Source organism: Robertmurraya sp. GLU-23 (genome assembly GCF_052983275.1).
The window spans coordinates 17129-42773 of record NZ_JBRKCV010000006.1; the positions used below are offsets into that span (position 1 = coordinate 17129).

General features: G+C 38.0%; 23 protein-coding genes and 1 riboswitch. Of the genes, 9 read left to right on the top strand and 14 right to left on the bottom strand.

Translation table 11 applies throughout. The features are described from left to right. Positions 1 to 35 precede the first annotated feature (35 nt). The 3 genes from ACVBAX_RS11665 to ACVBAX_RS11675 all read left to right on the top strand — a co-directional run bounded on the left by ACVBAX_RS11665 (position 36) and on the right by ACVBAX_RS11675 (position 3282). On the top strand, positions 36 to 2120 hold the full coding sequence (locus ACVBAX_RS11665; RefSeq protein ID WP_447117178.1) for a 7TM diverse intracellular signaling domain-containing protein: 2085 nt from the start codon (positions 36 to 38) through the stop codon (positions 2118 to 2120). Further along, positions 2117 to 2806, top strand: a complete 690-nt coding sequence (locus ACVBAX_RS11670) for a response regulator transcription factor (protein WP_447117179.1) — start codon at positions 2117 to 2119, stop codon at positions 2804 to 2806. The genes ACVBAX_RS11665 and ACVBAX_RS11670 overlap by 4 nt, the downstream gene beginning before the upstream one ends. Positions 2807 to 3114: 308 nt before the next feature. After that, positions 3115 to 3282, top strand: coding sequence for an anti-repressor SinI family protein (locus ACVBAX_RS11675; protein WP_430777180.1), 168 nt, complete (start codon positions 3115 to 3117; stop codon positions 3280 to 3282). Positions 3283 to 3475: 193 nt separating this feature from the next. On the opposite strand, the gene ACVBAX_RS11680 is transcribed toward ACVBAX_RS11675, so the two are convergent. From ACVBAX_RS11680 to ACVBAX_RS11690, 3 genes are read right to left on the bottom strand one after another with little or no spacing between them, the layout of a single operon-like run. Continuing rightward, positions 3476 to 4429, bottom strand: a complete 954-nt coding sequence (locus ACVBAX_RS11680) for an NAD-dependent epimerase/dehydratase family protein (RefSeq protein ID WP_447117180.1) — start codon at positions 4427 to 4429, stop codon at positions 3476 to 3478. Between the two features lie 21 nt (positions 4430 to 4450). Beyond that, a complete protein-coding gene (locus ACVBAX_RS11685; protein WP_447117181.1) occupies positions 4451 to 5605 on the bottom strand; it encodes a glycosyltransferase family 4 protein in 1155 nt (384 codons plus the stop codon). A 41-nt stretch (positions 5606 to 5646) separates the two neighbouring features. Next, complete coding sequence (locus ACVBAX_RS11690; RefSeq protein ID WP_447117182.1) at positions 5647 to 7293, bottom strand: CotS family spore coat protein; 1647 nt, start codon at positions 7291 to 7293, stop codon at positions 5647 to 5649. A 368-nt stretch (positions 7294 to 7661) separates the two neighbouring features. Here ACVBAX_RS11690 and ACVBAX_RS11695 point away from each other — a divergent pair, with 368 nt between their 5' ends. After that, positions 7662 to 8612, top strand: coding sequence for a ribose-phosphate diphosphokinase (locus tag ACVBAX_RS11695; RefSeq protein WP_391558714.1), 951 nt, complete (start codon positions 7662 to 7664; stop codon positions 8610 to 8612). Between the two features lie 419 nt (positions 8613 to 9031). Here ACVBAX_RS11695 and ACVBAX_RS11700 read toward each other — a convergent pair whose 3' ends face one another. After that, positions 9032 to 9370: a hypothetical protein gene (locus tag ACVBAX_RS11700; RefSeq protein WP_447117183.1), complete on the bottom strand. Its 339-nt coding sequence runs from the start codon at positions 9368 to 9370 to the stop codon at positions 9032 to 9034. 76 nt (positions 9371 to 9446) lie between these two features. Here ACVBAX_RS11700 and ACVBAX_RS11705 point away from each other — a divergent pair, with 76 nt between their 5' ends. Both ACVBAX_RS11705 and ACVBAX_RS11710 read left to right on the top strand, forming a co-directional pair. Then, positions 9447 to 10160 carry a hypothetical protein gene (locus ACVBAX_RS11705; protein WP_447117184.1) on the top strand — a complete coding sequence of 238 codons (714 nt, stop codon included), beginning with the start codon at positions 9447 to 9449 and terminating at the stop codon, positions 10158 to 10160. Positions 10161 to 10162: 2 nt separating this feature from the next. After that, positions 10163 to 10912, top strand: a complete 750-nt coding sequence (locus tag ACVBAX_RS11710) for a hypothetical protein (protein WP_447117185.1) — start codon at positions 10163 to 10165, stop codon at positions 10910 to 10912. A 55-nt stretch (positions 10913 to 10967) separates the two neighbouring features. On the opposite strand, the gene ACVBAX_RS11715 is transcribed toward ACVBAX_RS11710, so the two are convergent. The 4 genes from ACVBAX_RS11715 to ACVBAX_RS11730 are packed head-to-tail and all read right to left on the bottom strand — an operon-like array spanning position 10968 to position 14351. Then, positions 10968 to 11570: a response regulator gene (locus ACVBAX_RS11715; protein WP_447117186.1), complete on the bottom strand. Its 603-nt coding sequence runs from the start codon at positions 11568 to 11570 to the stop codon at positions 10968 to 10970. Then, entirely contained in the window at positions 11567 to 12703 is a 1137-nt protein-coding gene (locus ACVBAX_RS11720; RefSeq protein WP_447117187.1) for a histidine kinase, read from the bottom strand. The genes ACVBAX_RS11715 and ACVBAX_RS11720 overlap by 4 nt, the downstream gene beginning before the upstream one ends. Before the next feature lie 6 nt (positions 12704 to 12709). Then, positions 12710 to 13447 (bottom strand): ABC transporter permease, encoded by a 738-nt coding sequence (locus ACVBAX_RS11725; RefSeq protein ID WP_447117189.1) that lies wholly within the window; start codon positions 13445 to 13447, stop codon positions 12710 to 12712. A gap of 1 nt (position 13448) precedes the next feature. Beyond that, on the bottom strand, positions 13449 to 14351 hold the full coding sequence (locus ACVBAX_RS11730; RefSeq protein WP_447117190.1) for an ABC transporter ATP-binding protein: 903 nt from the start codon (positions 14349 to 14351) through the stop codon (positions 13449 to 13451). 175 nt (positions 14352 to 14526) lie between these two features. Here ACVBAX_RS11730 and ACVBAX_RS11735 point away from each other — a divergent pair, with 175 nt between their 5' ends. The 3 genes from ACVBAX_RS11735 to ACVBAX_RS11745 all read left to right on the top strand — a co-directional run bounded on the left by ACVBAX_RS11735 (position 14527) and on the right by ACVBAX_RS11745 (position 17280). After that, positions 14527 to 15234, top strand: coding sequence for a M48 family metallopeptidase (locus ACVBAX_RS11735; protein ID WP_447117191.1), 708 nt, complete (start codon positions 14527 to 14529; stop codon positions 15232 to 15234). A 123-nt stretch (positions 15235 to 15357) separates the two neighbouring features. Then, a riboswitch (cyclic di-GMP riboswitch) is annotated at positions 15358 to 15440 on the top strand. A gap of 61 nt (positions 15441 to 15501) precedes the next feature. Further along, a complete protein-coding gene (locus tag ACVBAX_RS11740; protein WP_447117192.1) occupies positions 15502 to 16578 on the top strand; it encodes a GGDEF domain-containing protein in 1077 nt (358 codons plus the stop codon). A 132-nt stretch (positions 16579 to 16710) separates the two neighbouring features. Further along, the gene (locus tag ACVBAX_RS11745; protein ID WP_447117193.1) at positions 16711 to 17280 is read left to right on the top strand and encodes a hypothetical protein; all 570 of its coding nucleotides are present in this window, start codon (positions 16711 to 16713) and stop codon (positions 17278 to 17280) included. A 43-nt stretch (positions 17281 to 17323) separates the two neighbouring features. Here ACVBAX_RS11745 and ACVBAX_RS11750 read toward each other — a convergent pair whose 3' ends face one another. The 6 genes from ACVBAX_RS11750 to ACVBAX_RS11775 form a co-directional block, all read right to left on the bottom strand. After that, entirely contained in the window at positions 17324 to 18910 is a 1587-nt protein-coding gene (locus ACVBAX_RS11750) for a bifunctional metallophosphatase/5'-nucleotidase (protein WP_447117194.1), read from the bottom strand. A 77-nt stretch (positions 18911 to 18987) separates the two neighbouring features. Beyond that, positions 18988 to 20391 (bottom strand): decarboxylating NADP(+)-dependent phosphogluconate dehydrogenase, encoded by a 1404-nt coding sequence (gnd, locus tag ACVBAX_RS11755; protein ID WP_447117195.1) that lies wholly within the window; start codon positions 20389 to 20391, stop codon positions 18988 to 18990. An 18-nt stretch (positions 20392 to 20409) separates the two neighbouring features. Then, positions 20410 to 21756 carry a GntP family permease gene (locus ACVBAX_RS11760; RefSeq protein WP_119706789.1) on the bottom strand — a complete coding sequence of 449 codons (1347 nt, stop codon included), beginning with the start codon at positions 21754 to 21756 and terminating at the stop codon, positions 20410 to 20412. Positions 21757 to 21778: 22 nt separating this feature from the next. Then, on the bottom strand, positions 21779 to 23317 hold the full coding sequence (gene gntK / locus ACVBAX_RS11765; RefSeq protein WP_447117196.1) for a gluconokinase: 1539 nt from the start codon (positions 23315 to 23317) through the stop codon (positions 21779 to 21781). Then, entirely contained in the window at positions 23310 to 24032 is a 723-nt protein-coding gene (locus ACVBAX_RS11770) for a GntR family transcriptional regulator (RefSeq protein ID WP_447117197.1), read from the bottom strand. Before ACVBAX_RS11770 ends, gntK begins: the two co-directional genes overlap by 8 nt. 179 nt (positions 24033 to 24211) lie before the next feature. After that, on the bottom strand, positions 24212 to 25540 hold the full coding sequence (locus tag ACVBAX_RS11775; RefSeq protein ID WP_447117198.1) for a YheC/YheD family endospore coat-associated protein: 1329 nt from the start codon (positions 25538 to 25540) through the stop codon (positions 24212 to 24214). Between the last annotated feature and the right edge of the window lie 105 nt (positions 25541 to 25645).

Sequence of the window (25645 nt, forward strand, 5' to 3'; positions counted from 1 at the left end):
TAGAATTATTGTTAGACATGACTAACGGAGGTTCCATGATGAAAAAAATATTGTTGATGCTTTCCTTACTATTGATCATCATATGCGGTGGAATCATAAATGAAGCCCAAGCTTCCGTAATCATCAACCAAGAAAAAGTGGGGGAATATAAGATCTATGAAAATATGGAAATACTTGAGGATGAGGAGGGAAAATTTACGATCAACGATGTGTCCTCATCCACTTTTTCCAACCAGTTTACAGAAAATAAAGAAGGCATTCCTAGTTATGGTTATAAGTCATCTGTCTATTGGATGCGCTTCGAAATAGACAATCAACTTAGCACAAATGAATATATTTTAGAGTTTCCTTATGCCCCTCACGACTCCATTACATTATATGAACAAACGGGAACGAATAAGTATACAGCCTATTATGGTGGTGATTTACTGCCGTTTTCCGAGCGAGATCGCAAGCATCGGCATGTGACATTCGAACTAACCCTACCTGAAAAGGAAACAAGAACGTATTATGTCAAAATAAAAAGTGAAGGATCCTTACAGCTATCCGTTGTACTATGGAATGAAGAAGCTTTTTCGGAAAAAAGCATTATAGAGTATCTGCTATTCGGAATTTATTATGGATCAACGCTTGTAATGGTTGTTTATAACATCTTTTTGTATTCCTCCTTACGCTTACGGAGTTATTTATGGTATGTCCTGTTAATCTTTGCATTTAGTATGACGCAATTAACACTGAATGGATTTGCTTATCAATTTTTATGGCCGGACTTCCCATGGTGGAATAATCGCTCGATTGTATTTTCCATTGCTTTCTCTAACTTAGCCGGAGCTCTATTTGTGAATAAATTTCTTGATGTTCAGCAGTATGCAAAGTTTTGGAGCAGAATTCTTCATATGCTTACCACATTCAATATAGCAATACTCGTTGTGCTATTGATGTCCTATTCTATTGCTTTACATCTTGTTACCTTTTCTACTATTCTCTTTATTCCTGTTGTATTAACTACGACAATACTTTGTTGGAAGCGAGGGAATAAGGCGGCTCGTTACTTGTTTTTTGCCTGGATTATTTTTTTACTAACTAGCTTGGTCTCATCCTTGTCAGACGCAGGAACATTGCCACTGAATACTTTTACACGATATGCATCCTTAATAGGATCACTGATCGAGATGATTCTCTTTTCGTTGGCACTAGCTGATCGAGTGAAAATTATTCAAATGGAAAAAGAAAACGCAGAACGAGCCACGCTTTTATTAAATGAAGAGCTCGAAGAAAGGGTACAAAAAAGAACGGAAGAACTGCAAATCAGTACAGAAAAGCTGGTAAGTATGGAGAGGTCACGTCGCCATCTATTATCGAATATCTCCCATGATTTAGGTACGCCGATGACGTCCATTCAGGGGTACGTCAAGGCGATGCTAGATGGGGTGATTGAACCTTGTGACCAAACCTATTTGAAAATTATCCATGAAAAAACTATCTATATTGACCGATTAATACAGGATCTTCATGACCTTTCTAGACTAGAAGAAAGGGAGACGAGTTTTTCTTGGAACAAAGTATCTGTTCAGCAGTTTATTCAATTTTTGTATCAATTTAAAGCAGATGTTACTAATAAGAACATTGAATTTCAATTTGATCATCAGCTTTCGGTAGAACAAAATGAATGGGTCCTCTTAATGGATTTGAACCGAATGAGGCAGGTGATGGAGAATTTAATTTCGAATGCGGTTAAGTATACAAAAGAGAATGGAATCATTAAGATTGATGTCATTGAATATAAGGAGTTTTATAAAAGACAGGGACATCAAGAGGAAATCGCATCGGCCTTGGAGAAGATTGGGGACAGTCACCGTAATCAGAGCTTAGTCATTGGTGTTCATGACAATGGAATAGGAATTGATGCCGAATCACTTTCATATATATTCGACCGGTTCTATCGAGCGGATGCTGAACAATATGATACGTATCGGAATGCTGGACTGGGGCTAGCTATTGCGAAGGAGATTATTGATAATCATAAAGGGATTATTTGGGCTGAAAGCTTGGAATCACAGGGAAGTTCTTTCTATTTCACATTGCCAATCTATACTGGGGAACTGGGGGAGAATAAATGAGAACAGTCGTTATTGCTGAAGATGAAGTAGATATACAGAATTTATTGAAGCTCTATCTTGAACAGGAGTATCGTGTGATCTCATTTGCCAATGGAGAGGAGGCACTAACAGGTATCATAGATGTTATGCCAGATCTTGTGATTCTAGATATTCTCCTTCCTGGAATGAATGGATTTAAGGTTTGTGAGAGATTACGGGAGAAACAAATCAACATCCCAGTGATTTTTCTAAGTGCCAAAAGAGAACAAAGTGAAAAAATCCGCGGGCTCGAGATCGGTGCCGATGATTATATAACAAAGCCATTTGATCCAGGAGAATTAATGGCAAGGGTAAAAGCACATTTGCGTCGCAGCATGCAGCAGAACCCGTCTGAGGAAGAGAACACACAAATGATTACATGGGGAGAGTTACATATTGATATAGAACAATATGTGGTAGCCGTTGGGGGGAAACCCATCCATTTATCAACAAAGGAAATACAGTTGTTAATTTTACTAGCTTCCAATCCAAGAAGAGTATTTAGTACCGAGCAGTTATATGACTTAATTTGGGGAGAAGACCAATTTGGTGATTTAAAAACAGTGTCCGTTCATATCAGTACATTAAGGAAAAAGATTGAGAAAAATCCGTCTAAACCAGAGTATATTATTACAGTAAGGGGATTTGGATATAAATTTCTTTCGTAAAGGCTCTTTTCTAAAACATTGTTGCTACAAACACGCTTTTAGGAAATCAACAGTATGTTTCAACAGCCAATCAGAATTTTTTCATCCTTAGAAAAGAGCTACTCTCCAAATAGACCAATAAACCCAGCGTTATACGGGGAAAAATCCGGCATTTGGGATTTTTCCAAAAACAACAATCTTTACGAAATCAACTTTCGTAAAAGTTTAATTTTCTCCTTTTATTATAATTTTCCAATTTCTTAACTTTAATTTAACCTTCACCATTTATGATTAAAGCTATGAGACTGGAATGATATAGGAGGAAAGCCATGAAAGAGATTCAGAATCTTGACGGGGAATGGATTCAACTAATCAAACAGGCTAAAGATATGGGAATGTCCATAGAGGAAGTACGTACATTCTTACAATTTATTATGGACGGGAAAAATGTAACCGAGATCGTGGAGACGTTAAGTCTAAAAGTTTCTATTACATAAATCTTCATTTCCCTCATTCGCACCACTAGTCACCCTCATTGATATGACATCTTTTCCAAATGATTGATATCCTAGTAGTTTAATGTCCCATTTATGTAGTTTTTCCATAAGATGACTTTATTAAAAAAGGAGACTGATATGATCAATATATCAGGCTCCTTATTTTGTTATTAAATAGATAATCTGCAGCCTCTTATGTCTTCTTATACAAATCCTTTATATCCTCAATTTCCTTCAATAGGCCTTCCTTCAAAGTAACCTGTGGGTCGTAATTTAATAGTTTTTGTGCTTTCGAAATATCAGCCCAAGTATGACGTGGCTCTCCATAAGTGGATCCTGTATATCTACACTTAAGCTTTTGGCCAAGGGCGTCTTCTAGGATGGATAAGCAAGTTAAAAGGGAGGCCCTTTCTTTTCCGCCGATATTGATCGTTTCTCCTACAATGTCGTCAGAGATAGCTGCAGAGGCAATTGCGTTAACACAGTCGCTAATAAAAGTGAAATCCCTTGTTTGCTGTCCATCACCATATATTTCTATGGTTTCGTTAGAAAGTGTTCGTTTAATAAATTTATGAAAGGCCATGTCTGGTCTCTGCCTTGGACCATAGACGGTAAATAATCGTAAGATCGTGATGGGGAGCCCATCGTTTTGATAAAATACTCGACACAAATGTTCTCCAGACAATTTCGTAACCCCATATGGAGATAATGGTGTTGGTTCGGATATTTCGGTTACTTTGCCATCTTTTTGACCGTAGACGGAAGAGGTCGAGGTATAAATGAATTTTTTTATCGGAAACTTAAGACATGCTTCTAATAACGTTTGAGTTGCAATAATATTATTGGTTACATATAATGTGAAGTCCTGACCCCAGCTAGATCGTACACCGGGAACACCTGCCAGATGGTAGATGATATCTACTCCTTCGAGTAAGGTGTCCCAATTCGCATGTTGTAAATCTTCTTCAACAAATGTAAACCTTGTAGAGTGAAGTAGGTTTTGAAGATTTCGTTCACGAATCCATCTTGAAGTACCAACTGGCAAAAACACATCAATACCTATCACTTCATTTTGTGGATTTTGTAGCAAGCGCTCACAGAGATGAGACCCGATAAAACCTGCAGCCCCTGTGACAAGAATTTTCATAATGCACACTTCCTTTGGCTGCTAATTTTCGGAAGGATTTCTCTCCCAGACTGAAAGGATATTATTGGCTACATGATTCCAAGTGAAATTTTCTTCAACGAGTTTTCGACCGCGAAGCCCCATTTCCCTGGTAGACTCTAAATTTACTAGCATGTTATTTAGGTGGTTTGCATATTCAATAGGATCTTCTGGGTCTTGGACAAGATAGCCATTATCGTTCAGGATGATTTCTGGATTCCCGCCTCTAGCGGTAGTGATAAATGGAAGCCCTGCCGCCATGGCTTCATAATGAACTCGAGCTAGTGGTTCTTCCCAGATGGATGTACAAACAAATACATCTGCTGCACAAAACCAATTGTGAACCTCATCTGCTTGAACATATCCAGTAGTGATAACCGGAATAGGTGATCTTTCTGCCAGTGCACGTGTATAGGAGATGTAATCACTAATCCTATCGTCACTATACCAGGCTGCCCCAACGATAACGAGTACAGCATCTTTTGATTTAATATGTGACATGGCCTTAACAAGAACATGTGGACCTTTGTTTCTTGAGAGACGACCAACAAATAAGATAATTTTTTTGGATCCTAAGTCGTATTTAGAACGAATGGCTTTTCTTGCCTGTAGAGCAGATTCTGATTTTGTCCAAGGAGCAAACTTAGATAAGTCTACACCAGAATAAATCGGGAAGATTTTGGTCGCTGCTTCTGGAAAATAAGATACAATAGTTTGACCAATATATTTACTAATGGTTATGATTGTCTCTAATTTTTCTATAGCTGCTGCTCCTTCAGCCCGGCTAATCTTCTCGGGCTTAAACATATCATTGTGCATGCTTAGTATGATTCGAGAGTTCGGAGCGAGTTCGCTTACTGGAAGGACTAGCTTTGGACGATTAAAAATGTGTATGATATCGTATTGCTCTTCTGTTTCTGACAAATATTTTACAATTCCTTGCTTGTAGACATCTAGTAACCTTTGAGAGTCAATACGGACGTAACGAATACCATTAACAACCTCTTCGTCTGGTAAATCCGGATCTGTTCTACTGATGATGGTAATTTGATGTTGCTCGCTTAATAAGTGGGAAACACCGCATATATACGTTTGGATAGCGCCACCTCTAATATTAGGGACAGGTAGCATTTCTGTACAAATTAGCAACACATTCATGTGCGTTCTCCCTTCTTCTTATTTTTCGTAGAAAGTAAACTTTATTTTTTCTTTTGGGCCTTACGTTCGTACTCTAGTTTTTTCCTTTGGACTTTTGCTACAATACTTTCAAATTCAGCATTGGACTTTTGTCTCTTAACTAGTTTAGACGAAGAGGGACGTTCGGTATTTTTTTGAACTTTGGACGGTTTCTCTTCATTCATTTTCTTAAGCAATTTTGGAAGATCATCTTCTAGAATAGATTTTAGTAGGAGATCAAGGTCGACCATATGATCTTTGTTGCTACTTCTTTTAGACTTGAGGGACGGTTCCGTTTTGATTCTTTGGATTCTTGAACGCAAACTTTCTTGAGCTTGAAGGGATTTCATTCTTTCAGATTCCTTAGACTTAGACTCTTTAGACTCTTTAGACTTAGATTCCTTAGGCTCTTCGATAGTGGACGTAACGTTTTGTAGTGATTTAGTTGGATCGGACTTTTGGAATTCATTATTATGTTTGACTAGTAATTCGGTATTGCCTAATACGACAGCACTTGGAGTTACATCATAGATGACTTCTTCCTCTGTATAATCACCTGGAAGGTACTTCTCTTTGTCTTTGGCTAATTCGGATAGAACCTCCCATTTATTGGATTCTGTTAGAGTGATTCTGTCTAAGATGGCATCAAGTTCAGTGTTCATAAAAGTCACTGGTTCGAAAACGACTTCTTTTACATGCTTATAAAACTCATTTGGAAACGCCATATCAATCCATAGTAATTCAAAGGTTTCTTGATCGATTGGATTTGCTTGGTGGTAGGCGTCTATTACACCTCGTATCCATTCGAGATCCCAGGTTCCCATATCATCCATTGTACTTGTAATAATTTTTCGCAAGTCACGAATAGGTAAATCATAAGAAACTCCATCCAAGTCGATGACCCAGATTCCACCAGGTCCTTGTTGTCCATTAGACCATCCATAGTCTTGGTGAGCTAAGCCCCAATGTGCTTCCCCTTTTGCAATCATTTTTCGATATGCGGATTGCTTGAATTTTTCATACATTTCAAAGGCTTGCTGTTCAAATTTGTCTACAACAGAAAGTAAGTGTGGACTCGCGATCGTTTCAGGGTAAGCATGGGCAATATCTCGGAACCAACCTATTTTTTGAATCATTTTCTCGTAATATTGATTCCATCGATATAGTCGAGAGGACTTTTTTGAGCCTGTTGGTGGAATATATCCTTTTGTATGACGATGGAATTCTCCTAGACCATAGCAAAGTGCAGAGGCTGCCTCTAAATCAATTTTCATTAGTTGTTCAAGCGGAGTTACCCAATCGGTGACAATCCATAACTTGCCTCCTGCTTGTACGTAGAGGTGATTTTCCTTTGTGGGAATAAGGGAGGCAACTCGTGCTCCCTGCTGAACAACATAAAGTTGAGCACCAATACTAAATAAACTCCTTGTTGGCTGGCGGTGAAGAACCTTGATACTGCGTGGTCCGTGGTTGGTCTCTATTTTCCATATAGCTCCGCCTTTATCGGGCTTTGAGGTGATAAGAGTCATTTCAGAGACGGTCATATCATAATTTGATATGACTTCATAGGCCATTTTTTCAAGCTCTGGTGGGACATATTGTTCTAGGTCTGCCTCGCTAGTGGCTGAATCGACTAGATGATCCCACGGTTCAATCATATATTCATGCACATTTTTTTCCTCCAATCTCAAGACAAAAAACTAGCTTGCTTATTTATATGTCAAAGAGAAGGACATGGAATGGGGCATTCGTGGAGCTTTAGCGTAAGAACCGGGAAAATTTGGTCTTTTATCAGTGTTATGCATATTGAATGAATGGGTGATCAAATGAAGGGAAATCTATACGATATAATTGATACGAACGAAGGAAGCATAATGAAGATTCTCAAACCTCACCTAAATAGGTTATAATTAAGACAGGTTGTGACAAAAATCAACAATTTTCACTGTATAAGCAGGAAAAACAGACAGGTAAAGAGAATGTATGAAGAATCGTAAATGAATCGAAAAAGAATGAATAAGAGTATGGGGGATATAAGGTGCCTTATCAATTAAGTAATAATTTTAGGTTGTTTTCATTGAATTCAAACCGTAAGCTCGTTGAAGAGATGGCGGAGATTTTAGGTTGTAAAATGGGAAATTGTTCTGTTTCACAGTTTAGCGATGGAGAAATTCAAATTCATATTGAAGAAAGTGTCCGCGGCTGTGAGGTATTTGTGGTTCAATCCACTTCGTACCCTGTGAATGATAATATTTTAGAGCTTTTAATTATGATCGATGCGTTGAAAAGAGCATCCGCAGGTGTCATTAATGTTGTAATTCCTTACTATGCTTATGGTAGACAAGATCGCAAGGCACGTTCTCGTGAGCCAATCACAGCTAAACTAGTAGCCAATCTACTAGAATCTGCTGGAGCAAATCGAGTTCTTACAATGGACCTTCATACTCCTCAGCTACAAGGTTTCTTTGATATCCCTGTGGAGCATTTAATCGGTGTGCCCGTTCTTGCGCAATATTTTATGGAAAAAGGGTTAGAAGATATGGTCATTGTAGCTCCACACAACGGTAGTATCGGAAGAACTAGAAAATTGGCTAATACTCTAAATGCGCCAATCGCTCTTATCGATAAAAGAAAACCAGAAGAAGGCGGACATGAAACGTACGATGTGATTGGGAATGTAGAAGGCAAAAACGCCATCATTATTGATGACCTCATTGATACAGGAACAACGATCACATTTGCAGCAAAAGCATTAGCCGAACACGGTGCAAAAGCTATCTATGCTGGCTGTACACACGCAGTATTTACAGGGAACTCAATTGAAAAAATTGAACAGTCGCCAATTAAAGAACTGGTTGTGACTAACACGATTGAACAACCTGAAGAGAAACAGCTTGAGAAAATCACTTGCTTATCTGTTGCCCCATTGCTAGTAGAAGCGATAGACCGCATTCATAGTGAAAAAGCGGTAAGTCCATTATTTGAATAACATAGAAACTCTATCCGACTAAAGTAGCGGGTTCGGTTTTGGAGTACAAAAAAATGCAGTCCAATTCGCAACTGAATTGGACTGTATTTTTTTTTGAATATCAAGGCTTTCCATAAATGTAATGGTCTGTTGTTAATTATTATTGACTTTTTCGAGGAGATACAGGAATTCATAGGCGGAGAAATTCCGGTTAATGTGAATAGTAGGGGCTCAAGAAGCAGATATAAGCGGATGTATTCCGATTAACTTCTCTATATATACCTAAATCTAAAGATTCGGTTCCTATAAGCGGAAAAACTCCGCTTATATTGCGGGAAATGTTGGTATTTCCCAAGATAAACGGAATTTCTCCGTTTACTTTTCAATTAGTTCTAATATTGTACTTCAAAGCCGAACTACTTACGACTAGTGGGTACGCATTATTGATATGCTTGAATCATCTTAACAATCGCTACACATAGACCTAAAGCACTGGCCTTTATTTTCGCAGGGTGTTGACGCTTGCTAGCATAAAGGTAAATCAACACCATAACGAATCCTATCGGAAACCATAAGGTGAAATCTCCCCCATCCTCAGTTGAAGTTGAAAAAACGGGACCCATATTCGTACTAACTAAAAAATATATAAACACAGTAAAACTGCGATTTTCAAGTTCTTTACTCCAACTATAAAGTAAATATAATATGCCAATAAATAATAAAGGTATGAGGACATTATAAATAAGCAGAAGAATCCATCCTTTCACCAATGAATACATATATTGTAGCACCTTATATGGTAAAATTGGAAAATAATAGTGTTTGTTTTGTGACGTGAAAACGGGGGATGGAACAATGACGGTAGACTTTACTTTTAACATAATTACCATCATCTTAGATCTTATAGCTATGGTGAGTATAGGGATAATATCCTTTCATATCTATCAAAAAAGAGCTATTAAACTAAAAGCTTGGAAAGTTATCGTCGTTTTATACATAGGGCTTTTTTCATTTAATATAAATTGGCCCATGTTTGATACTGTGATAAAGCTTCCAATTTTACCTCTGGGTGTGTGGATATTGTATTTCATTCTAAAGAGGAAAGAAGGAAGATGGGAGACATACCGATCGCATGCTTGGTTAGGTTTTGGGGCGAATGTTATTTTCATAGCAACGACGTTACTTGCTGTACCGTTAGAGCATGTATTTTATCCTGAAAAGGTAGCAACTACCTATCTGTCAAATATCGAGAATGCTTATTGTATTCCAGTTCACCCTTCTGCAACTGAGAAAAAGATAAATAAAGTAACCTTAAAGGATCAACTCCCTAATATGACGGTTGAAATGGTATATAGTCAAGATTGGTATGAAGAGACCTATATGGAAATGGAATCTAATGAACGAAATGAACGATTCCCATATCAGCTTACAGGGGTGACATCAAAGTGGGGCAGTGGGAAAAGCCCAGTTATATATATTGAAAGTGATGGAAAAGGATTATTAATTAAAACAAAGGAAAAGGAATTATATTTTAGATCAGCCGATTCGTTTCTTGAGGAGGTCAATTGATCGTGAAAAAGAAGAATATATGGCTACTCATAGCTTTCGGTGCAGTATCACTGACAACTTTTTTAGTGTATTGGTTCTTTTTTTGGCCACCTAAACCATTTCTCTCTAATGAGCAAATCGTTCAAGAGATTAATAGAACCTATGAAGAAGCAGGAGCAAAGGTCATCCAAGATATCTTATTAGTTGACACACATCATGTGGTTGTCCCATATATTTCAGTTAATGAGGATTATGGACTAAGCTATTGGGGCTGGAGGAATCATAAATGGCAAGTCTTAACGATCGATACAAAAGGTGAACCAAAAGTATGGAAGGTAAACGGAAATGACCTTACTTCATTCGCTATTGTTTGGAATGCGCATCCGGACGATCATCTGCAAGCGATTCAGTTTTACTTGCTTAGGAATAGAAACTATGGAATGACCAATGGGGTGGAACATTATTCACCAAGAATTCAAATGGAAAAGGAAATCTCATTAAGAGAAAAGTCTTACGGAATATTACAACTACCAAAGGATTGGGCTCTTGTTTTAAGTTCAGTTTTAATAGAAGATAGAGGAGGACAATCTAGCTTATTCTTCAATGACTTATTTCCTTCGCAAAATGCCTATTTTGGTTGGATCCCTTATGACCAATCCGGAAAAGAAGTATTCCCAGAACGAACAGTGAATGGGAATACGTATGTTGTAGATGATATTTACCAGGAGCATGTGATGATATTAAATACAGTAGATTTAGAAATCCCGAAATAAGATTGTTAAGGATCTTTCCGACGAAAGATCCTTTTTTACGCAATCAGGTATGTTGTTAAATCCAACCTTTTGTCTTTGCAATGCTAGCTGCTTCTGTGCGATTTTTAGCTTCAAGCTTTTGAATGATCTCTGATATATAGTTGCGTACAGTTCCAGAGGAAAGGTAGAGCTCTGAAGTAATCTCTTTAGTGGTTTTTCCTAAGGAAGCCAATATTAGAATTTGCTGTTCCCGCTCTGTAAGTGGATTTTCCTCACGGATTAGATCAAAGGTAAGCTCTGGGCTGAATATCCGTTTTCCTGTCATGCACTTTCGGATGGCATCTGCTAATTCGTCAATCTCTCCATCCTTTAACAAGTAGCCATGCACCCCACTTTTTACCGCACGTTCGAAGTAGCCAGGGCGAGCGAATGTTGTTAAGATAATTACTTTGCTGTGAGAACCTCTCTGTGCAAGCTGCTCAGCAACATCTAATCCACTAAGTGCTGGCATTTCTATATCCATCAAGCAAACATCGGGTTGTAGTTTGAGGATGGAGGAGAGTGCTTCTTCTCCATTGACTGCTTGGCCGATCACTTCCATATCTTCTTCTAAATCTAGAAGGGAGCCTAGTGCACTTAGTAACATTTTTTGATCTTCTGCAATAAATAACCGAATCATACAATTGCTCCTCTTTGCTCTGCTTTTTTAATAATAGGGACGGTAATGGTTAGCATGGTTCCATGGTGGTTTTTAAGCCCGAGCCCGCCATCTATCAGAGCAAGCCTTTCTTCCATGCCCGTTAAACCATTTCCAAATGGTTTGTTTTTCTCTACCCCCATCCCATCGTCGTGAATGATAATGTCCATTTTTTCAGTAGATTGAGAGATTGAAATATTACAATGAGTGGCCTTGCTGTGCTTAACGACATTTGTTGTCGCCTCTCGAATGCACATGCTCACAATGTTTTGTGTAACAGGTGGGATGAGAGAAAAGTCAGACGATCCATCATATTCGTACGTAATTTCTGCAGCTCTCAATATTTGCTGAACTTGTAGTAATTCCTCAGCGATGGTGGAGGTTCTCATATCGGATACAAGCTCCCGAACTTGCTTTAGAGCCGTCCGTGAAGTGACTTCCATTTCTCTAGCTTCCTTTCGAGCACGATCGGTATCAACTGCGACTAGTCTCTGGACCAGCTGACTTTTTAGTGTCAATAAAGATAAGGTATGCCCAAGCGTGTCATGAAGATCTCGAGCAATTCGTACCCTCTCTTCTCGCTTCACTAATTCTTCGATATGCTGATTTGCTTTTGCAAGCTTCTGTTCAAGCTCCATTCTTCGATTCATGGAGCGAATGCCAAACGGTGAAATGAACATAATGACCAGAAACGGAACAAAATAAAGGATGTCTTTTGAAAAATGTATGTTTCCCATTACAAAGTGATAAACAAAAGGAGCTAAAAGGACAGCAATTAGACTAAAAAAAGCTCGTTTAAACTTCATTTTTTCTCGGTAATACCCAATAAAATTAGCTGGGAAGAATCCTAGAAAGATATGATTAAGATCGTAAAAACAACTAAATATAAAAATAATCGACATTTGAACAGCTAGCCAATAAGTGAATGCCCTTTTTCCTGTAGTAAAATAAAGCTGTCGGTAGGTGATTAAAAAAAGGAGTACCAGTCCGAAGCCGATGATTTGCTTCGGCCCAGTCTCCGCAAGTAAATAGTTAATGGGAAAAAGAACATAAACCAAAAAGATGTAGGGGAAAAAGCCAAATTGCTTTGGAAAAATCCCGATCGACTTTTTCATATTTCATCACACCGCTTCTTGTTTACTTCGAATATACTTCGATAGTAACATGAACAAAGCAAGATAGGCGACTAATATCAGAAAATTTGTCCAATTAGGCATCCCTCCTTGGACAATCTCCCATGCACCACTCCCAAAATGAAAAGCGGGGAGTGATTTTCCTATTGTTTGCATCATCTCAGGCATGATCTCCAAGGGCATCCACATTCCGCCGGTAACCGCAAGAACCATGTATAACACATTGCTAATACCAGCGGCTGTTTCTACTTTTTTCATTAAACCAATTAATGTTCCAATAGCCAGGAAAGGTAAAGAACCGAATAAAATCCATAATCCGCTAGCGATCCATTCCAATGGGGTAAGGGATACGCCATTAATGATGGCACCTGAGGCAAAAATAACCGTAATGGAGAGTACATGAATGAAGGTTTGACCAACCATTTGAGCCGCAAAATATACACTTTCTGATAATGGAGTCATGCGAATATACTTAGACCAGCCTTCTGCTCGTTCTTGAACCATTCGGATGCCAAGCGTCATAATGCTAGAACCCATAACGCTGAACACAGTCATGGACATTAAATAATGAGCGTCCCATGCGGAAGGATTGTCTGGGTTCGTATTGACTACATTGGTAAAGATATAATAAAAGATAATCGGCATAACTAAAGACCAAAAGAGAAAATACTTATTTCTCAGGATTCGTTTTATTTCCATTTTGCATTGTAATAAAAAAACATTCATTTTAGATAATCTCCTTATTAGTACTTGTTAGCTGTTCAAAAGCATCTTCCAATCTTCCACGTTCAATTTGTATGTCATGGGCGCCAAGCTTTTCTTCAAAGAGAATCGCTAATACTTTATCCGCATTCGTCGAATGCACATAAACTCGACCGTTGTTTCGGGTGATTTGTTGGATCTCTGGATATTGGTACAATTTTTCATATGACAGGTCAGGATTTAAGATGAATGAAACGGTTTGGTTGGTTATTTTTGATTTAATTTCCGACGGTGTCCCATCAGCGACAATCGTTCCGTCTTTAAAAAGAAGAATCCGCTCTGCAGCATCATCCGCCTCCTGCAAATAGTGAGTAGAGAAAAGAATCGTCTTTCCTTGTTTGGCTAGGGCATGAATGGTCTGCCAAAATCGGTTTCTTGATGAGATATCCATACCTACTGTTGGTTCGTCAAAAATGATGAGATCGGGATTTCCAGCAAGGGCAAGGGCAAAGCTAACTCGACGTTTTTGACCGCCTGATAACTTGTCTGCCAGTGTTTTTAAATCTTGATTTGTAAGACCGGTTAATTCAATAAGTTCATCAAGTGAAAGAGAATTAGGATAATAGCTTCGTATAAGGGTGAGTATTTCGTGAACCTTTAAGCCAGGCATCATACTAACTTCCTGCATCATTACACCAATTTTCTCACGTACGTTCTTGTTTTTTGGGGGAAGTCCAAAGATCTGTATGCTACCTGTTGAGTGTTTAAGTAAACCTAAAATCATGGATATCGTAGTTGTTTTTCCTGCTCCATTCGGTCCTAAGATGGCCACTATTTCTCCCTTATTAATCGAAAAGTTGATATGGTTAACAGCTGTCTTTTGCTGGAAAGATTTTGATACATTAGTCAAGCGAATGACCTCGTTCATATTTGAACACCTCCTGATTTGATACTCTCATTGTATAATCATGGAAAAGGTGATTTTAGTAAGTGATGTCATGAAAATCAGATGACAAATGTCATTTTTACAAAGGCTCTTGAGATCATATAGGGAATCATCATAAAATGAAGGGTATAGCATTTGAGAAGATAAAGGTGATGACATGATACACAACTATGAAGGTGAAACCATCAGTTACAATATAAACTACAAAAAACGTAAGTCTATTGGAATTACCATAGATGTTTATGGAAATATTGAGGTACAGGCTCCTAAAGGAACACCCAATGCTTATGTGCTTTTATTTATTGAAGAAAAATGGGAATGGATTCAAGAAAAGTCTAAGGAAATGAAGGCGAGAGCGCTTGGACCACAGGAAAAGGTGTACGACCATGGCGAAAGTTTTCTTTATTTAGGAAATACTTATCCTATTCAAATCTGTCACGACTCCAATCTAGTGCAGAATCAAGTGAAGTTTGAAGAAAATAAACTGCATATCTATGTAAAAGAGTTAGAGGAAGAAAATATCAGACAGGCATTAAAGCGTTTCTACTATCAGCAATGTAAGGCATTAGTGGAGAAGAGTATCAAGACTTATCAAATCAACTTTAAAATAAAGCCAAAGGGGATCCGTATTAACGACAGCAACCGTACATGGGGAACATGTGATTCCAACCAACAGTTAACATTTAACTGGAAGCTTGCAATGGCCCCCCAAAGGGTAATTGATTATGTGGTTGTGCACGAGATGTGCCATATGTTGCATTTAAATCATGATCGTTCTTTCTGGAGACTTGTTGGGAAAATAATGCCTGATTATAAGGAACAAGAAAATTGGTTAGCTTTTTCGAGTTGGAAAATGACTGTGTAGTAAGGGGGAAGTCTTCTTTTTGAAGGCTCTTTTTGTCACCAATTGGTTATTTTTACAATCTGTATTCATATATCTATCCATCAATATTGCGAGTATAATAGTACTAAAGTAGTAATTATTCCAATTACGAAAAGGCAAATCTACTGAAAGGTAGAGACGCAAAACCGTGGGTCTAAGGTGAAAGCTAAGATTGCCAGGTTATCGAATACAGCCAGAGATGGCTTTCACGAAGTGCTAGAGTGCTACGTGAAATTGGAGGAAGAAAAAATGAATAGAGAAGAGATGTTTGATAAAAGATTACTTATTCGTGATATTCTGAATACCCTATGGGTTATTATTGGACTGTATTTATTAGGGACTGGTATACACCTTTTTCTTACTACGTATGATAAGTGGTTGTTCTTTTTAGAAGTGATTTTATTTCCATTATTTAAGTTTATCGCTGTCATGCTGTGTGCAGAGATCTATATGAGAAAATTCCGAAAGCACATGGACTACTTGATCATGATTGTCATTACACTTTTTATTAGCATTATCATTATTAGTATTTACGATAAAGTAATTTTGATGGTTTTACTCATTACTCCTGTTCTGGTTTCATTGTTTTTCTACAATAAAAGTATCATTCGATTTTCTGTGTTTATATCAATTCTCACTTTTTTAGTCATTTATTTTTTCTATGAACCGATACATGCTTATATGGATAATGCAGATTTGATTATTATCATATTAATTTTATTGGGGATTTCACTACTTATAAACAGCCTGATGAAACATAGTGATCAAGTAATGAAAGAACTAGTAAAAACAATAAAAGAAAAAAATGATCTGTTCTCTAAAAACGTTCAAATGGAAAGGCTTACTCGGTTAGATCCGGTGACCGAATTATATAACCACAGGTCTTTTCATGAACAGTTGGATTCGATTGTAGGTTTACGATCACCAGATGAGTTAAACGCTCATGTAGCAATTCTCGATATTGATAATTTTAAACAAATCAATGATACGTTTGGTCATAGAGCAGGAGACAGTGTCATTATCGAAGTTGCAAGGCAAATTAAATTTTTCTGTGTTGGTGATGACTTTCCTTCCCGGTACGGAGGAGAGGAATTTGGAATTATCACAATGGGTACATTGGAAGAGGATTTTATTAAACGTGTGGAAAACATCCGGGAAAGTATTGCAAACACTAGTTTTCCAGAGCTCAAAGGGTGTCAAGTAACAATCAGTATTGGTGTTCAAAAACTGTTGCCTGGTATGAACAAGGAAGATCTATTTAAAGGGGCAGATACAGCACTTTATACAGCAAAGAGAACAGGGAAAAATAAAACGGTAGTAAAATAGAACAGAGGTGACAATGGAGGGCTAACCATTGTCACCTTTTTAGTGGGGGAAAGTGCAGAAACTTGACTCCATTTCCTTGTTATAATCGTAGGTAATAAATAGAGTAGTTTTTTATGTAATGGGGGGGCGCAAATGGACGATAAAGAAATAAGTAATATGAGGTTAAAGCAGTTACTTGTCACCAACATTCTTATATTTTCAAGTGTTACATTATTTTTCACTGTAGTTAAGATCGCTTCCATTTCAGCCTCCCAATTTTCGTTCATTTTGGGTATACTTTTGGGACTTCAAGGAATTGTTGGGCTTATAAGAGGGGACACAACCAAGTCAGTGATCCCCATTTTCGAGAAGGTAGCCGTTTATGAAAAGGAGAAAATGGGCAGTGAATGGTACAAAGAAAGGAAAACAAATTTCATTTGTAATATTATCCTGGGTGGCTTTATGTTTATGCAATCCTACTGGAACCGTCGTATGCCAGAGCAACCCTTTGAATGGGAGATCGCCTTTTTAATTACAGTTCTATTTATCATTCTATTAGTGATTAATATCGCTTCTATCATTCGTTTTCGTAAAATTGACACCTCCATAAATAGTACGGAATTTAAAGGTTATACGCGAAAATCAAACGCAATAGGAGTGGCAATAGGTATTATTCTCGCTATAATACTTGGTGTAATCACCTTATCTTTTGTTTTTCTATAAGATAGCTAAGCGGCAAAGAAGGAATACTTGCCGTTTAGCATCTTTACGTTTGGATTACCTTCCAATTATCATTGACGGTAGCTTTTATTGTGCCATTCTTGGAAAAATAATTAGCAAGCAGTTCAGTCATGTCGGTTTGAATTTCCCTGATCACTTTCTTTCCTTTATACATAGAATAGTTTCCTCCGCCGGTGGCTCGATAATTATTCATGACCACGTGATACATCTGCTTCAGGTTCAAAGCTTCACCATTTTTCATTAGAGAAACAATTCGTTCACCAACTGGTTTTCCAACATCAATTGTGTATTGAATGCCTTCCCACATATCATAATTATAATGCTGTGGCTTAGGGTCGATGAATTGGGGATTCACGGCTATTTCTCCCTGATCGTTCACAATAAAATAAGTGGCGCTTTTTTCTAATCCGTCCTTAATATCCTGACCTGATAGCTCTAATACCGTCAACGTATTTGGATAGATATAATTTGAAACAATATCCCTCATCGTTACGTTTGTTGGAAGGCCAATCGAATGATTGCTGAACAGAGCGGTGTTGGATATCTCAACATGGCTTGCTTCCATTTGCACACGGTTGATAAACTCTATAAAAGGATGTTCCTTTGTGCGAGCAAGAAAGGGATCTTTTATGATCATATCTCCTTGAATATGTCCGATGGGTTGATCGAGCCATGATTGCGTTTTCTCTTCGTAAGGTAAAATCAAGCGTACTATTTCCTCATCCTCTCTCCATTCTTTAACCGGAACAAGAGAGGCTTTTTTAGAAAGACACTTCCATTTATGATTTTGATCCATGGTAAACTCTATATCAACCTGCCCCATAAAAGCTCCAAAGTTCCCAGGTTGAACAATCGTAACACCGTTTAGCTCATCGGCCAATAAGCGGTGCTGATGTCCCGTTAATAATACATCAATACCTTCGACTTCTTGGCATAGTTGATAGGCTTGGTTTTCACCTGTGATCGCTTCGGTTGGTTCTCCAGTTTTGAGGTTTCTTTCGAAGCCGCCATGATAAGAAACAACGAAAAGGTCAGGTTGTTCGGTTTCCTTAATATGAGGGATCCACTTTTCAGCGCTTACCACAGCATCCTCAAATTCTAATCCTTCTATATGTTCTGCTTTTTCCCAGTTTGGGATATAAGGCGTGGTTAAACCTAAAATGGCCACCTTTATGCCTTCTGGGTAGACTTTTATCGTATAGGGCTTTCCAAAGTACGGTTCTTTAGTCTGTTTATTAAGTATATTGGCAGATAAAATGGGAAATTGAGCTTCAGAGACACTTTGTTTTAAAGTAGACAGGCCATAGTTGAACTCGTGATTTCCAATAATAGCTGCATCATAATGTAGCTGGTTAAAAGTTAGAATCACGGGATTAGGTAAATGACTTTGCTTTTTTACATAATGATAGGTTAATGGTGTGCCTTGAATACTATCACCATTATCAATGAGAAGGAGGTTTTTTTCCGTTCTACGGAGGTGTCGTATATAGGTAGCGACTTTGGCTAAACCAATTGATTCGTATGTATTGGTTCCATATAAAATAGGGAAGATCTGTCCGTGGGTATCACTAGTTTCTACTATCGTAAGTTTAGCGTATTTGTGATAGTTCATTTCATTTCCCCCTTAGCCTTTCATGGTGTCATTATACAGAAAAAGGTGCATGACCACAAAGGTCAGCACCAATACTATTATTGCCATTCGGTATGGAAAATTCCATCCCGATCATTTCGCTCATACGTATGTGCACCAAAATAATCACGTTGGGCTTGTAAGAGGTTCGCATGTGAACGACCGGTTCGATAGCTATCATAGTAGGTGAGGGAAGCACTTAAACAAGGGAAGGAGATCCCTGATTGAATTCCCTCACATACGATATTTCTTAATCCTTGTTGGTATTTCTTGACCTTTTCAGCAAAGAAAGGAGCAACAAGCAAGTTAGAAAGCTGTGGATTCTCTTTATAAGCTTGGCTAATGACATTCAGGAACTCCGCTCGAATGATACAGCCACCACGGAAAATGAGCGCAATATCTTCTAATGGAAGATTCCAATTATAAAGCTCTGAAGTAGATTTATACTGGTTGAAGCCTTGCGCATATGCACAAATCTTCCCCATATATAAGGCTTGTCGGACGTAATCAATATATATTTCTTTGTTCCGCTTCGAGTGCAGGGTAGACGGTCCTTCTAACATTTCTTCAGCAGCCACTCGTTCTTCCTTTAATGAAGAGACATAACGAGCAAACAGTGATTCGGTAATGATGGAGGTAGCAATGCCATTGTCAATCGCTTGAATACTTGTCCATTTACCTGTTCCTTTTTGACCGACCTTATCTAAAATCATATCAATCAGAGGAAGTCCAGTTAACTCGTCTTTTTTTCTTAAAATCTCAGCCGTAATTTCAATCAAGTAACTCTTCAATTCTCCTTGATTCCAAGTTTCAAAGATATCAGCAATTTCATCCACAGTTAAAAGTAGGATATCTCTTAAAAACGAATACGCTTCGGTAATAAGTTGCATATCGGCATACTCAATTCCATTATGGACCATTTTAACAAAATGACCAGAACCCTTTGGTCCAATATATACACAGCAAGGGGTCCCATCTACCTGTGCAGCAATCTTTGTTAGAATAGGAGCAACCTTATCGTACTCTTCCTCGTCTCCACCTGGCATGATAGAGGGGCCAGTTAATGCCCCAACTTCTCCACCAGAAATTCCAATTCCTAGGTATCCCATGCCTCTAGCTTTTAGGGCCTCATATCTGCGTTCGGTATCTTCATAGTGGGAGTTTCCACCATCCATAATAACATCGCCTGTCTCAAGATAAGGAAGCAAGGCTTGTATCACAGAATCAATCGGAGCACCTGCTGTGACCATAAGAAAGATTTTTCTAGGTGTTTCTAACGATTGAACAAAATTCTTAATATCATAGAAAGGATGGATAGACTGACCATCTAGTTTTTGAACAAGCTGATCAGTTAAGTCCCTTGTGTAATTGTAGACGCTTACTTTTTCACCGTTATTAGCCATGTTTAAGACGATATTTCTTCCCATGACTCCTAATCCAATGACTCCAATGGTATTGTACATCTAACTTTCGACTCCTTTTTAAACAAACAAGCTTAGTAGTAAAATAAAACCTAATCCAGCTACAGAGATAATCGTTTCTAGCAATGTCCATGTAGCAAATGTTTCTTTCATGCTTAAACCAAAATACTCTTTAAACATCCAGAAGCCTGCATCGTTTACGTGAGAAGCAATTAAGCTTCCAGCACCAGTTGCTAGTACGACTAGTGCAAGGTTTACATCCGTTTGACCGAGCATTGGAATAACTAATCCAGCTGTTGTTAATGCAGCCACAGTAGCAGATCCTAGAGAAATACGTAGAATCGCTGCGATGATCCATGCAAGTAAGATTGGTGATAAAGAGGTTCCTTTGAACAACTCAGCTACATAGTCACCTACGCCACCATTGATTAATACTTGCTTGAAGGCACCACCTCCACCAATGATTAACAGCATCATTCCAATATGAGAGATAGCTGTTGTACAAGATTCCATTACGTTTTTGATTGGAATTTTTCTTGCTAATCCCATCGTGTAAACGGCAAATAATAAGGAAATCAACATAGAAGTACCAGCATTACCGATAAAGCGAATCATTGCTAGGAAACTATTATCCTCAAAGCCCATCGTTTTTTGAAGCAAAGTAATAATCGTAGCGATGGACATTAAAATAACAGGAAGTAAAGCGGTAAACACACTAATACCAAATCCAGGTGTATCTTCAAGCTTAAATGTCTTTTGTTCACCTAATGAAGCAATATTACCTGTTTTTGTAAATGAAGCTGGAACTAACTTCTTTGCAATCTTAGTGAATACTGGTCCAGCTAAGATAACGGTTGGAATGGCAATAATAAAACCATAAAGTAACACTTCACCAATGTTGGCACCATACTCACCAGCAATAACTGTTGGTCCTGGATGTGGAGGTAAGAACCCGTGTGTGACAGATAAAGCAGCTGTCATTGGAATACCAAGATACAAAATAGAGATCTTTAATTGTCTTGAAATCGCAAATACTATCGGAATTAATAAAACTAATCCTACTTCAAAGAATAATGCGACACCAATAATGAATGAAGCGGCTACAACAGCCCATTGAATATTTTTCTCACCAAATTTGTTTACTAGGGTCATCGCAATTCGTTGCGCACCACCAGAGTCTGCAATCAATTTTCCTAACATCGCACCAAGTCCAAAGATTAATGCTAAGTGACCGAGCGTACCACCTAAACCTGCTTCAATGGTCGTAACGATTTCATCTAATGGCATACCAAGTGCTAAAGCAACCCCGAATGAAACGATGATTAATGAAATAAATGTGTTTAATTTTAATCCCATGATCAAAATGAGTAATGCTATAATTCCTACTCCGACGATAACTAATGGCATCGTAGTTTCCCCCTATATGTGTTTATTTTTCTATTAAATTTCTTTGATATGTGGCAATTTGTTTATATTCATTTTCTAGCACTCTTGATAAGTTAATGAAAATCGGCAATAGTTGTCTGTATTCGTTGACCGCCTCTTCATTTGGTGTGTGTTTGTAGGTACTGCCGATCATCTCAGAAGCAATCTCAAACGAATCAATTTTTCCAGTTGCAAGTAAGCCTAAAATACAGGCTCCTAGACAAGAACTTTCATAGCTTTCTGGAACGACTAATTCAGATTCAAAAATATCAGACATCATTTGACGCCATACATTTGATCTGGCAAAGCCTCCCGTTGCTTGAATACGAGTAACAGGACCCTCCATGCATTCCATTAAAGCTAGAAAAACCGTGTATAAGTTGTAAATCACGCCCTCTAGTGCAGCACGAATCATATGCTCCTTTTTGTGTGAGAGTGTTAATCCAAAGAATGAACCACGAACATCTGGATTCCAAAGTGGAGCTCGCTCACCAGCTAGGTAAGGATGGAAAAGCAAACCATCAGCACCTGGTCTGACGCGTTCGGCAATCTTCGTTAATACCTCGTACGGATCAATTCCAAGTCTTTTTGCTGTTTCAATTTCTGAGGAAGCAAATTCATCTCGAATCCAGCGAAGAATCATTCCACCATTATTTACTGGCCCACCAATAACCCAGTGATTTTCAGTTAGTGCGTAGCAGAAAATTCGTCCTTTTTCATCGGTTTGTGGCTTCTCAATAATGGTTCGAATCGCTCCACTTGTACCAATTGTGACAGCGATTTCACCTTTGCGAATGGCATTCACTCCAAGATTTGAAAGGACGCCATCACTTGCACCAATGACAAAAGGAGTTTTGGCATCAAGTCCCATTTGCGCTGCAAAATCTGGATGAAGGTCTGTGAACACTTGTGTGGTTGGGACCAAATGTGACAATTGATCTCTTGTAACTCCTGCAATCGATAACGCTTCCTCATCCCAATCCAAGGTTTGAAGATTCATCATGCCCATGGCAGATGCAAGGGAATAGTCGACCACATACTGGTTAAATAACTTTTTGAAAACATATTCTTTTATCCCGATGTATTTCTTTGCTTTTGTAGCAATTTCTGGGCGGTCATTCGTGATCCAAGCCATTTTACTTAATGGTGACATCGGGTGAAGAGGTGTTCCGGTACGTTTATACACCTCATGACCATTCAGTTCCGTTTTAATTTTATGTGTCCAAGCTTCACTTCGATTGTCAGCCCAAGTGATACATGCTGTAAGTGGCTGATCATTTGCATCGATAGCAATCACGCTATGCATCGCACTGCTGAAGGAAACAAAGGCTATATTTTTTTGTGCGTTTTTCTTTGTGATGTTTGAAATGGCTTTCAAAACTGCTTGGAAAATTTCTTCCGGATCTTGTTCAGCTGTTGAAATATTGGGAGTGTAGAGAGGGTAGCCAATATTCTCTGTTTGAATCACTTCACCTTTCTCAGTAAAAAGAACGGATTTCGTACTGGTTGTTCCTATATCCACACCTAACATATAGCTAGTCATTTTCCTTCTCTACTCCTTTAGAAAGCATTTGTTGTGACATCCAGAGATCATCTACTTTTCCTTGAACATCATCAAAATTTTGATGTAATGATTGAACCATAAGGGCTCTTTCCTTCGATTGAATGGCTTCTATATATAATTCGTGATTTTTAATAATTCGCTCAAAGTCTTCGTATTTTTCTTGAAAACGAGCTCTCATTGATAAAAGAATGAGGCTTTCCATGACGGGTCTTAAATTGTTCCATATCATGAGCATGTACGAATGATTGATGGAGCGAATAATGGTTTCATGGAATAGGAGATCCTGATAAGAGAACTCATCTGCATCTTGATACTTAATCGCAACTTTCATCATTTCAAGGATCTTACTAAGCTCTTTTACCAATTCAGTTACGTCCATTTTTACTAATCGTTCAAACACAAATGTTTCAATCAGTAGACGAACATCATATATTTCTTCGATTTCTTTCTCGGTTAATCCAATAACAACAGCACCCATTCGTTCTAGTCGAATGATGTTTTCTGATGCAAGTACTTTTAACGCTTCACGAACAGGTGAACGACTCACAGCAAAATCTGCAGCTAGTTTATTTTCAGAAATAATGGCACCGCTTTCAATTAAACCAGAAATAATTCGCATTCTAAGCTCACATGTCACACGATCGCCAGCAGAAGCCTTTGAGAGCCATTTTGATGGATATAAAAAATCAGTCATATCTACACCTTCCTGTTAATCAAGTATACTTGTATACAAGTATTATAACTCTAGGTTTTAAAAAAATGCAAGCGCTTTACAAAAGATTATTTTGGGAATTTTATTAAACTAGCAAGTTATCCCGTAAGTAAAAGTCTATTTAACAATAAAAAATGCTACCCAGATGTGAGTAGCATTCTTTAAAATCCCTCTAAATATTTGGCATACATCATGTTTTTATAACGAGCTAAGTAAAAGGCATTCCTGTTATTGGCCTTTAGTGCGATATATGGATCTGGATTTTGATGATTAATTTCTATTACATAGAGTTTTCCATTTTCATTCATTCCGATATCAAAGCCGATGTTTGCCAGGTGATATCCTTGTTGTTCGAAAAGAGCCAAAATTTCTCTTACTAATGTATCAATCTTAAAGAGTACGGTCTCTATCTCCTCTGAATCTAGTTTCCATACGTTTTTAAGGGTAGCAGAAGCCATTTCTGTTTGCCCGCCTGCCGTAATATTGCTTACCAATTGCCCCTTCGCACCGTATCTAGAATATACTCCAAGGTTATCCCATATCCCCCATTCATTTTTTATCATCATCACACGAAAGTCGATCATTCGATCATCATATGTCATTAAAGGAATGGTCTGTTGTACTACATACATATAAGGAAGAAGATTAGCTTGGAAAAAGCTCATCATATCTTGCTGGGTAGAAAAGACTTTTACTTGTTTACTACGGTTGATATAAAAAGAAACAGCAATGTTGGAGGCTGTTTGAACCACCTTGAAAATACGCTTACCTAATCTCCCATTAATAGGTTTGATATAAATACTTTTATAAAGCTGAAGCATATGACTGATGTCGTTAGGTTCTTGATAAAGAGTCGTTTGAGGTAATACATGATCAAACTTGGGAAGGAGCAGCTTGTGCATCTCCCATTTTGAAAAGTGTGGAAAGTTAAATACTTTAGGACCTAATATGGATGTCAAATGCTTTATTTTATCATGAAAGTTTTTATATTTTGAGGTTAAGCTAGCCTCGAGAATGGTCATAATGGTTGCTGGAAAAGGAAACGTTCCGTATTTCCATGACTTGTGTTCGGGTTGATATAAGAAACCGGAAATGGTCTGCTTCTCAATATGAATACTTTCGAGAGAAAATACAAGGATGGCTCCACCTATCTGCTGATATCTTTTCACAAAGCTCTTATAGGTAAAAAGCATTTGTTCGACTTTTTTATCTGTCAGTTCTGTAAGAATGCCTATAAAGGGACCAATCCGTATGAGATTGTCATTTAGTAGGATGTCATATGAGCAGGTTAATGGGATTTGAAGTTTTTGGATAATATCTTCTGATAATAGAATCACATTTCCTTCAACAGAGTCTGAAACCTCTATTTTCACCTCGACTGCCTTAACACCGAATGTTAAGCTTCCGTTTTCCTGTTCAGGAGTCAAGATTGAATGAGAAGAAAATGTGATGGTCTGTTTTGTTTGATTGCATGGTTTAATTTGATGCATTATTTTCACCTCCATTTTCAAGTGATTAGGCCCCGTTTCTTCTTGTAGTATATGTTCACACAAGAATGTAGGAATGTGTTTTGCACAAAGGACTGGAAAATGGTT

Excerpts from the sequence above, each read along its gene's own strand:
- ACVBAX_RS11665 (WP_447117178.1), top strand. The coding sequence starts at position 36 with ATGATGAAAAAAATATTGTTGATGCTTTCCTTACTATTGATCATCATA.
- ACVBAX_RS11670 (WP_447117179.1), top strand. The coding sequence starts at position 2,117 with ATGAGAACAGTCGTTATTGCTGAAGATGAAGTAGATATACAGAATTTA.
- ACVBAX_RS11675 (WP_430777180.1), top strand. The coding sequence starts at position 3,115 with ATGAAAGAGATTCAGAATCTTGACGGGGAATGGATTCAACTAATCAAA.
- ACVBAX_RS11680 (WP_447117180.1), bottom strand. The coding sequence starts at position 4,429 with ATGAAAATTCTTGTCACAGGGGCTGCAGGTTTTATCGGGTCTCATCTC.
- ACVBAX_RS11685 (WP_447117181.1), bottom strand. The coding sequence starts at position 5,605 with ATGAATGTGTTGCTAATTTGTACAGAAATGCTACCTGTCCCTAATATT.
- ACVBAX_RS11700 (WP_447117183.1), bottom strand. The coding sequence starts at position 9,370 with ATGTATTCATTGGTGAAAGGATGGATTCTTCTGCTTATTTATAATGTC.
- ACVBAX_RS11705 (WP_447117184.1), top strand. The coding sequence starts at position 9,447 with ATGACGGTAGACTTTACTTTTAACATAATTACCATCATCTTAGATCTT.
- ACVBAX_RS11715 (WP_447117186.1), bottom strand. The coding sequence starts at position 11,570 with ATGATTCGGTTATTTATTGCAGAAGATCAAAAAATGTTACTAAGTGCA.
- ACVBAX_RS11720 (WP_447117187.1), bottom strand. The coding sequence starts at position 12,703 with ATGAAAAAGTCGATCGGGATTTTTCCAAAGCAATTTGGCTTTTTCCCC.
- ACVBAX_RS11725 (WP_447117189.1), bottom strand. The coding sequence starts at position 13,447 with ATGAATGTTTTTTTATTACAATGCAAAATGGAAATAAAACGAATCCTG.
- ACVBAX_RS11730 (WP_447117190.1), bottom strand. The coding sequence starts at position 14,351 with ATGAACGAGGTCATTCGCTTGACTAATGTATCAAAATCTTTCCAGCAA.
- ACVBAX_RS11735 (WP_447117191.1), top strand. The coding sequence starts at position 14,527 with ATGATACACAACTATGAAGGTGAAACCATCAGTTACAATATAAACTAC.
- ACVBAX_RS11740 (WP_447117192.1), top strand. The coding sequence starts at position 15,502 with ATGAATAGAGAAGAGATGTTTGATAAAAGATTACTTATTCGTGATATT.
- ACVBAX_RS11745 (WP_447117193.1), top strand. The coding sequence starts at position 16,711 with ATGGACGATAAAGAAATAAGTAATATGAGGTTAAAGCAGTTACTTGTC.
- ACVBAX_RS11750 (WP_447117194.1), bottom strand. The coding sequence starts at position 18,910 with ATGAACTATCACAAATACGCTAAACTTACGATAGTAGAAACTAGTGAT.
- gnd (WP_447117195.1), bottom strand. The coding sequence starts at position 20,391 with ATGTACAATACCATTGGAGTCATTGGATTAGGAGTCATGGGAAGAAAT.
- ACVBAX_RS11760 (WP_119706789.1), bottom strand. The coding sequence starts at position 21,756 with ATGCCATTAGTTATCGTCGGAGTAGGAATTATAGCATTACTCATTTTG.
- gntK (WP_447117196.1), bottom strand. The coding sequence starts at position 23,317 with ATGACTAGCTATATGTTAGGTGTGGATATAGGAACAACCAGTACGAAA.
- ACVBAX_RS11770 (WP_447117197.1), bottom strand. The coding sequence starts at position 24,032 with ATGACTGATTTTTTATATCCATCAAAATGGCTCTCAAAGGCTTCTGCT.
- ACVBAX_RS11775 (WP_447117198.1), bottom strand. The coding sequence starts at position 25,540 with ATGCATCAAATTAAACCATGCAATCAAACAAAACAGACCATCACATTT.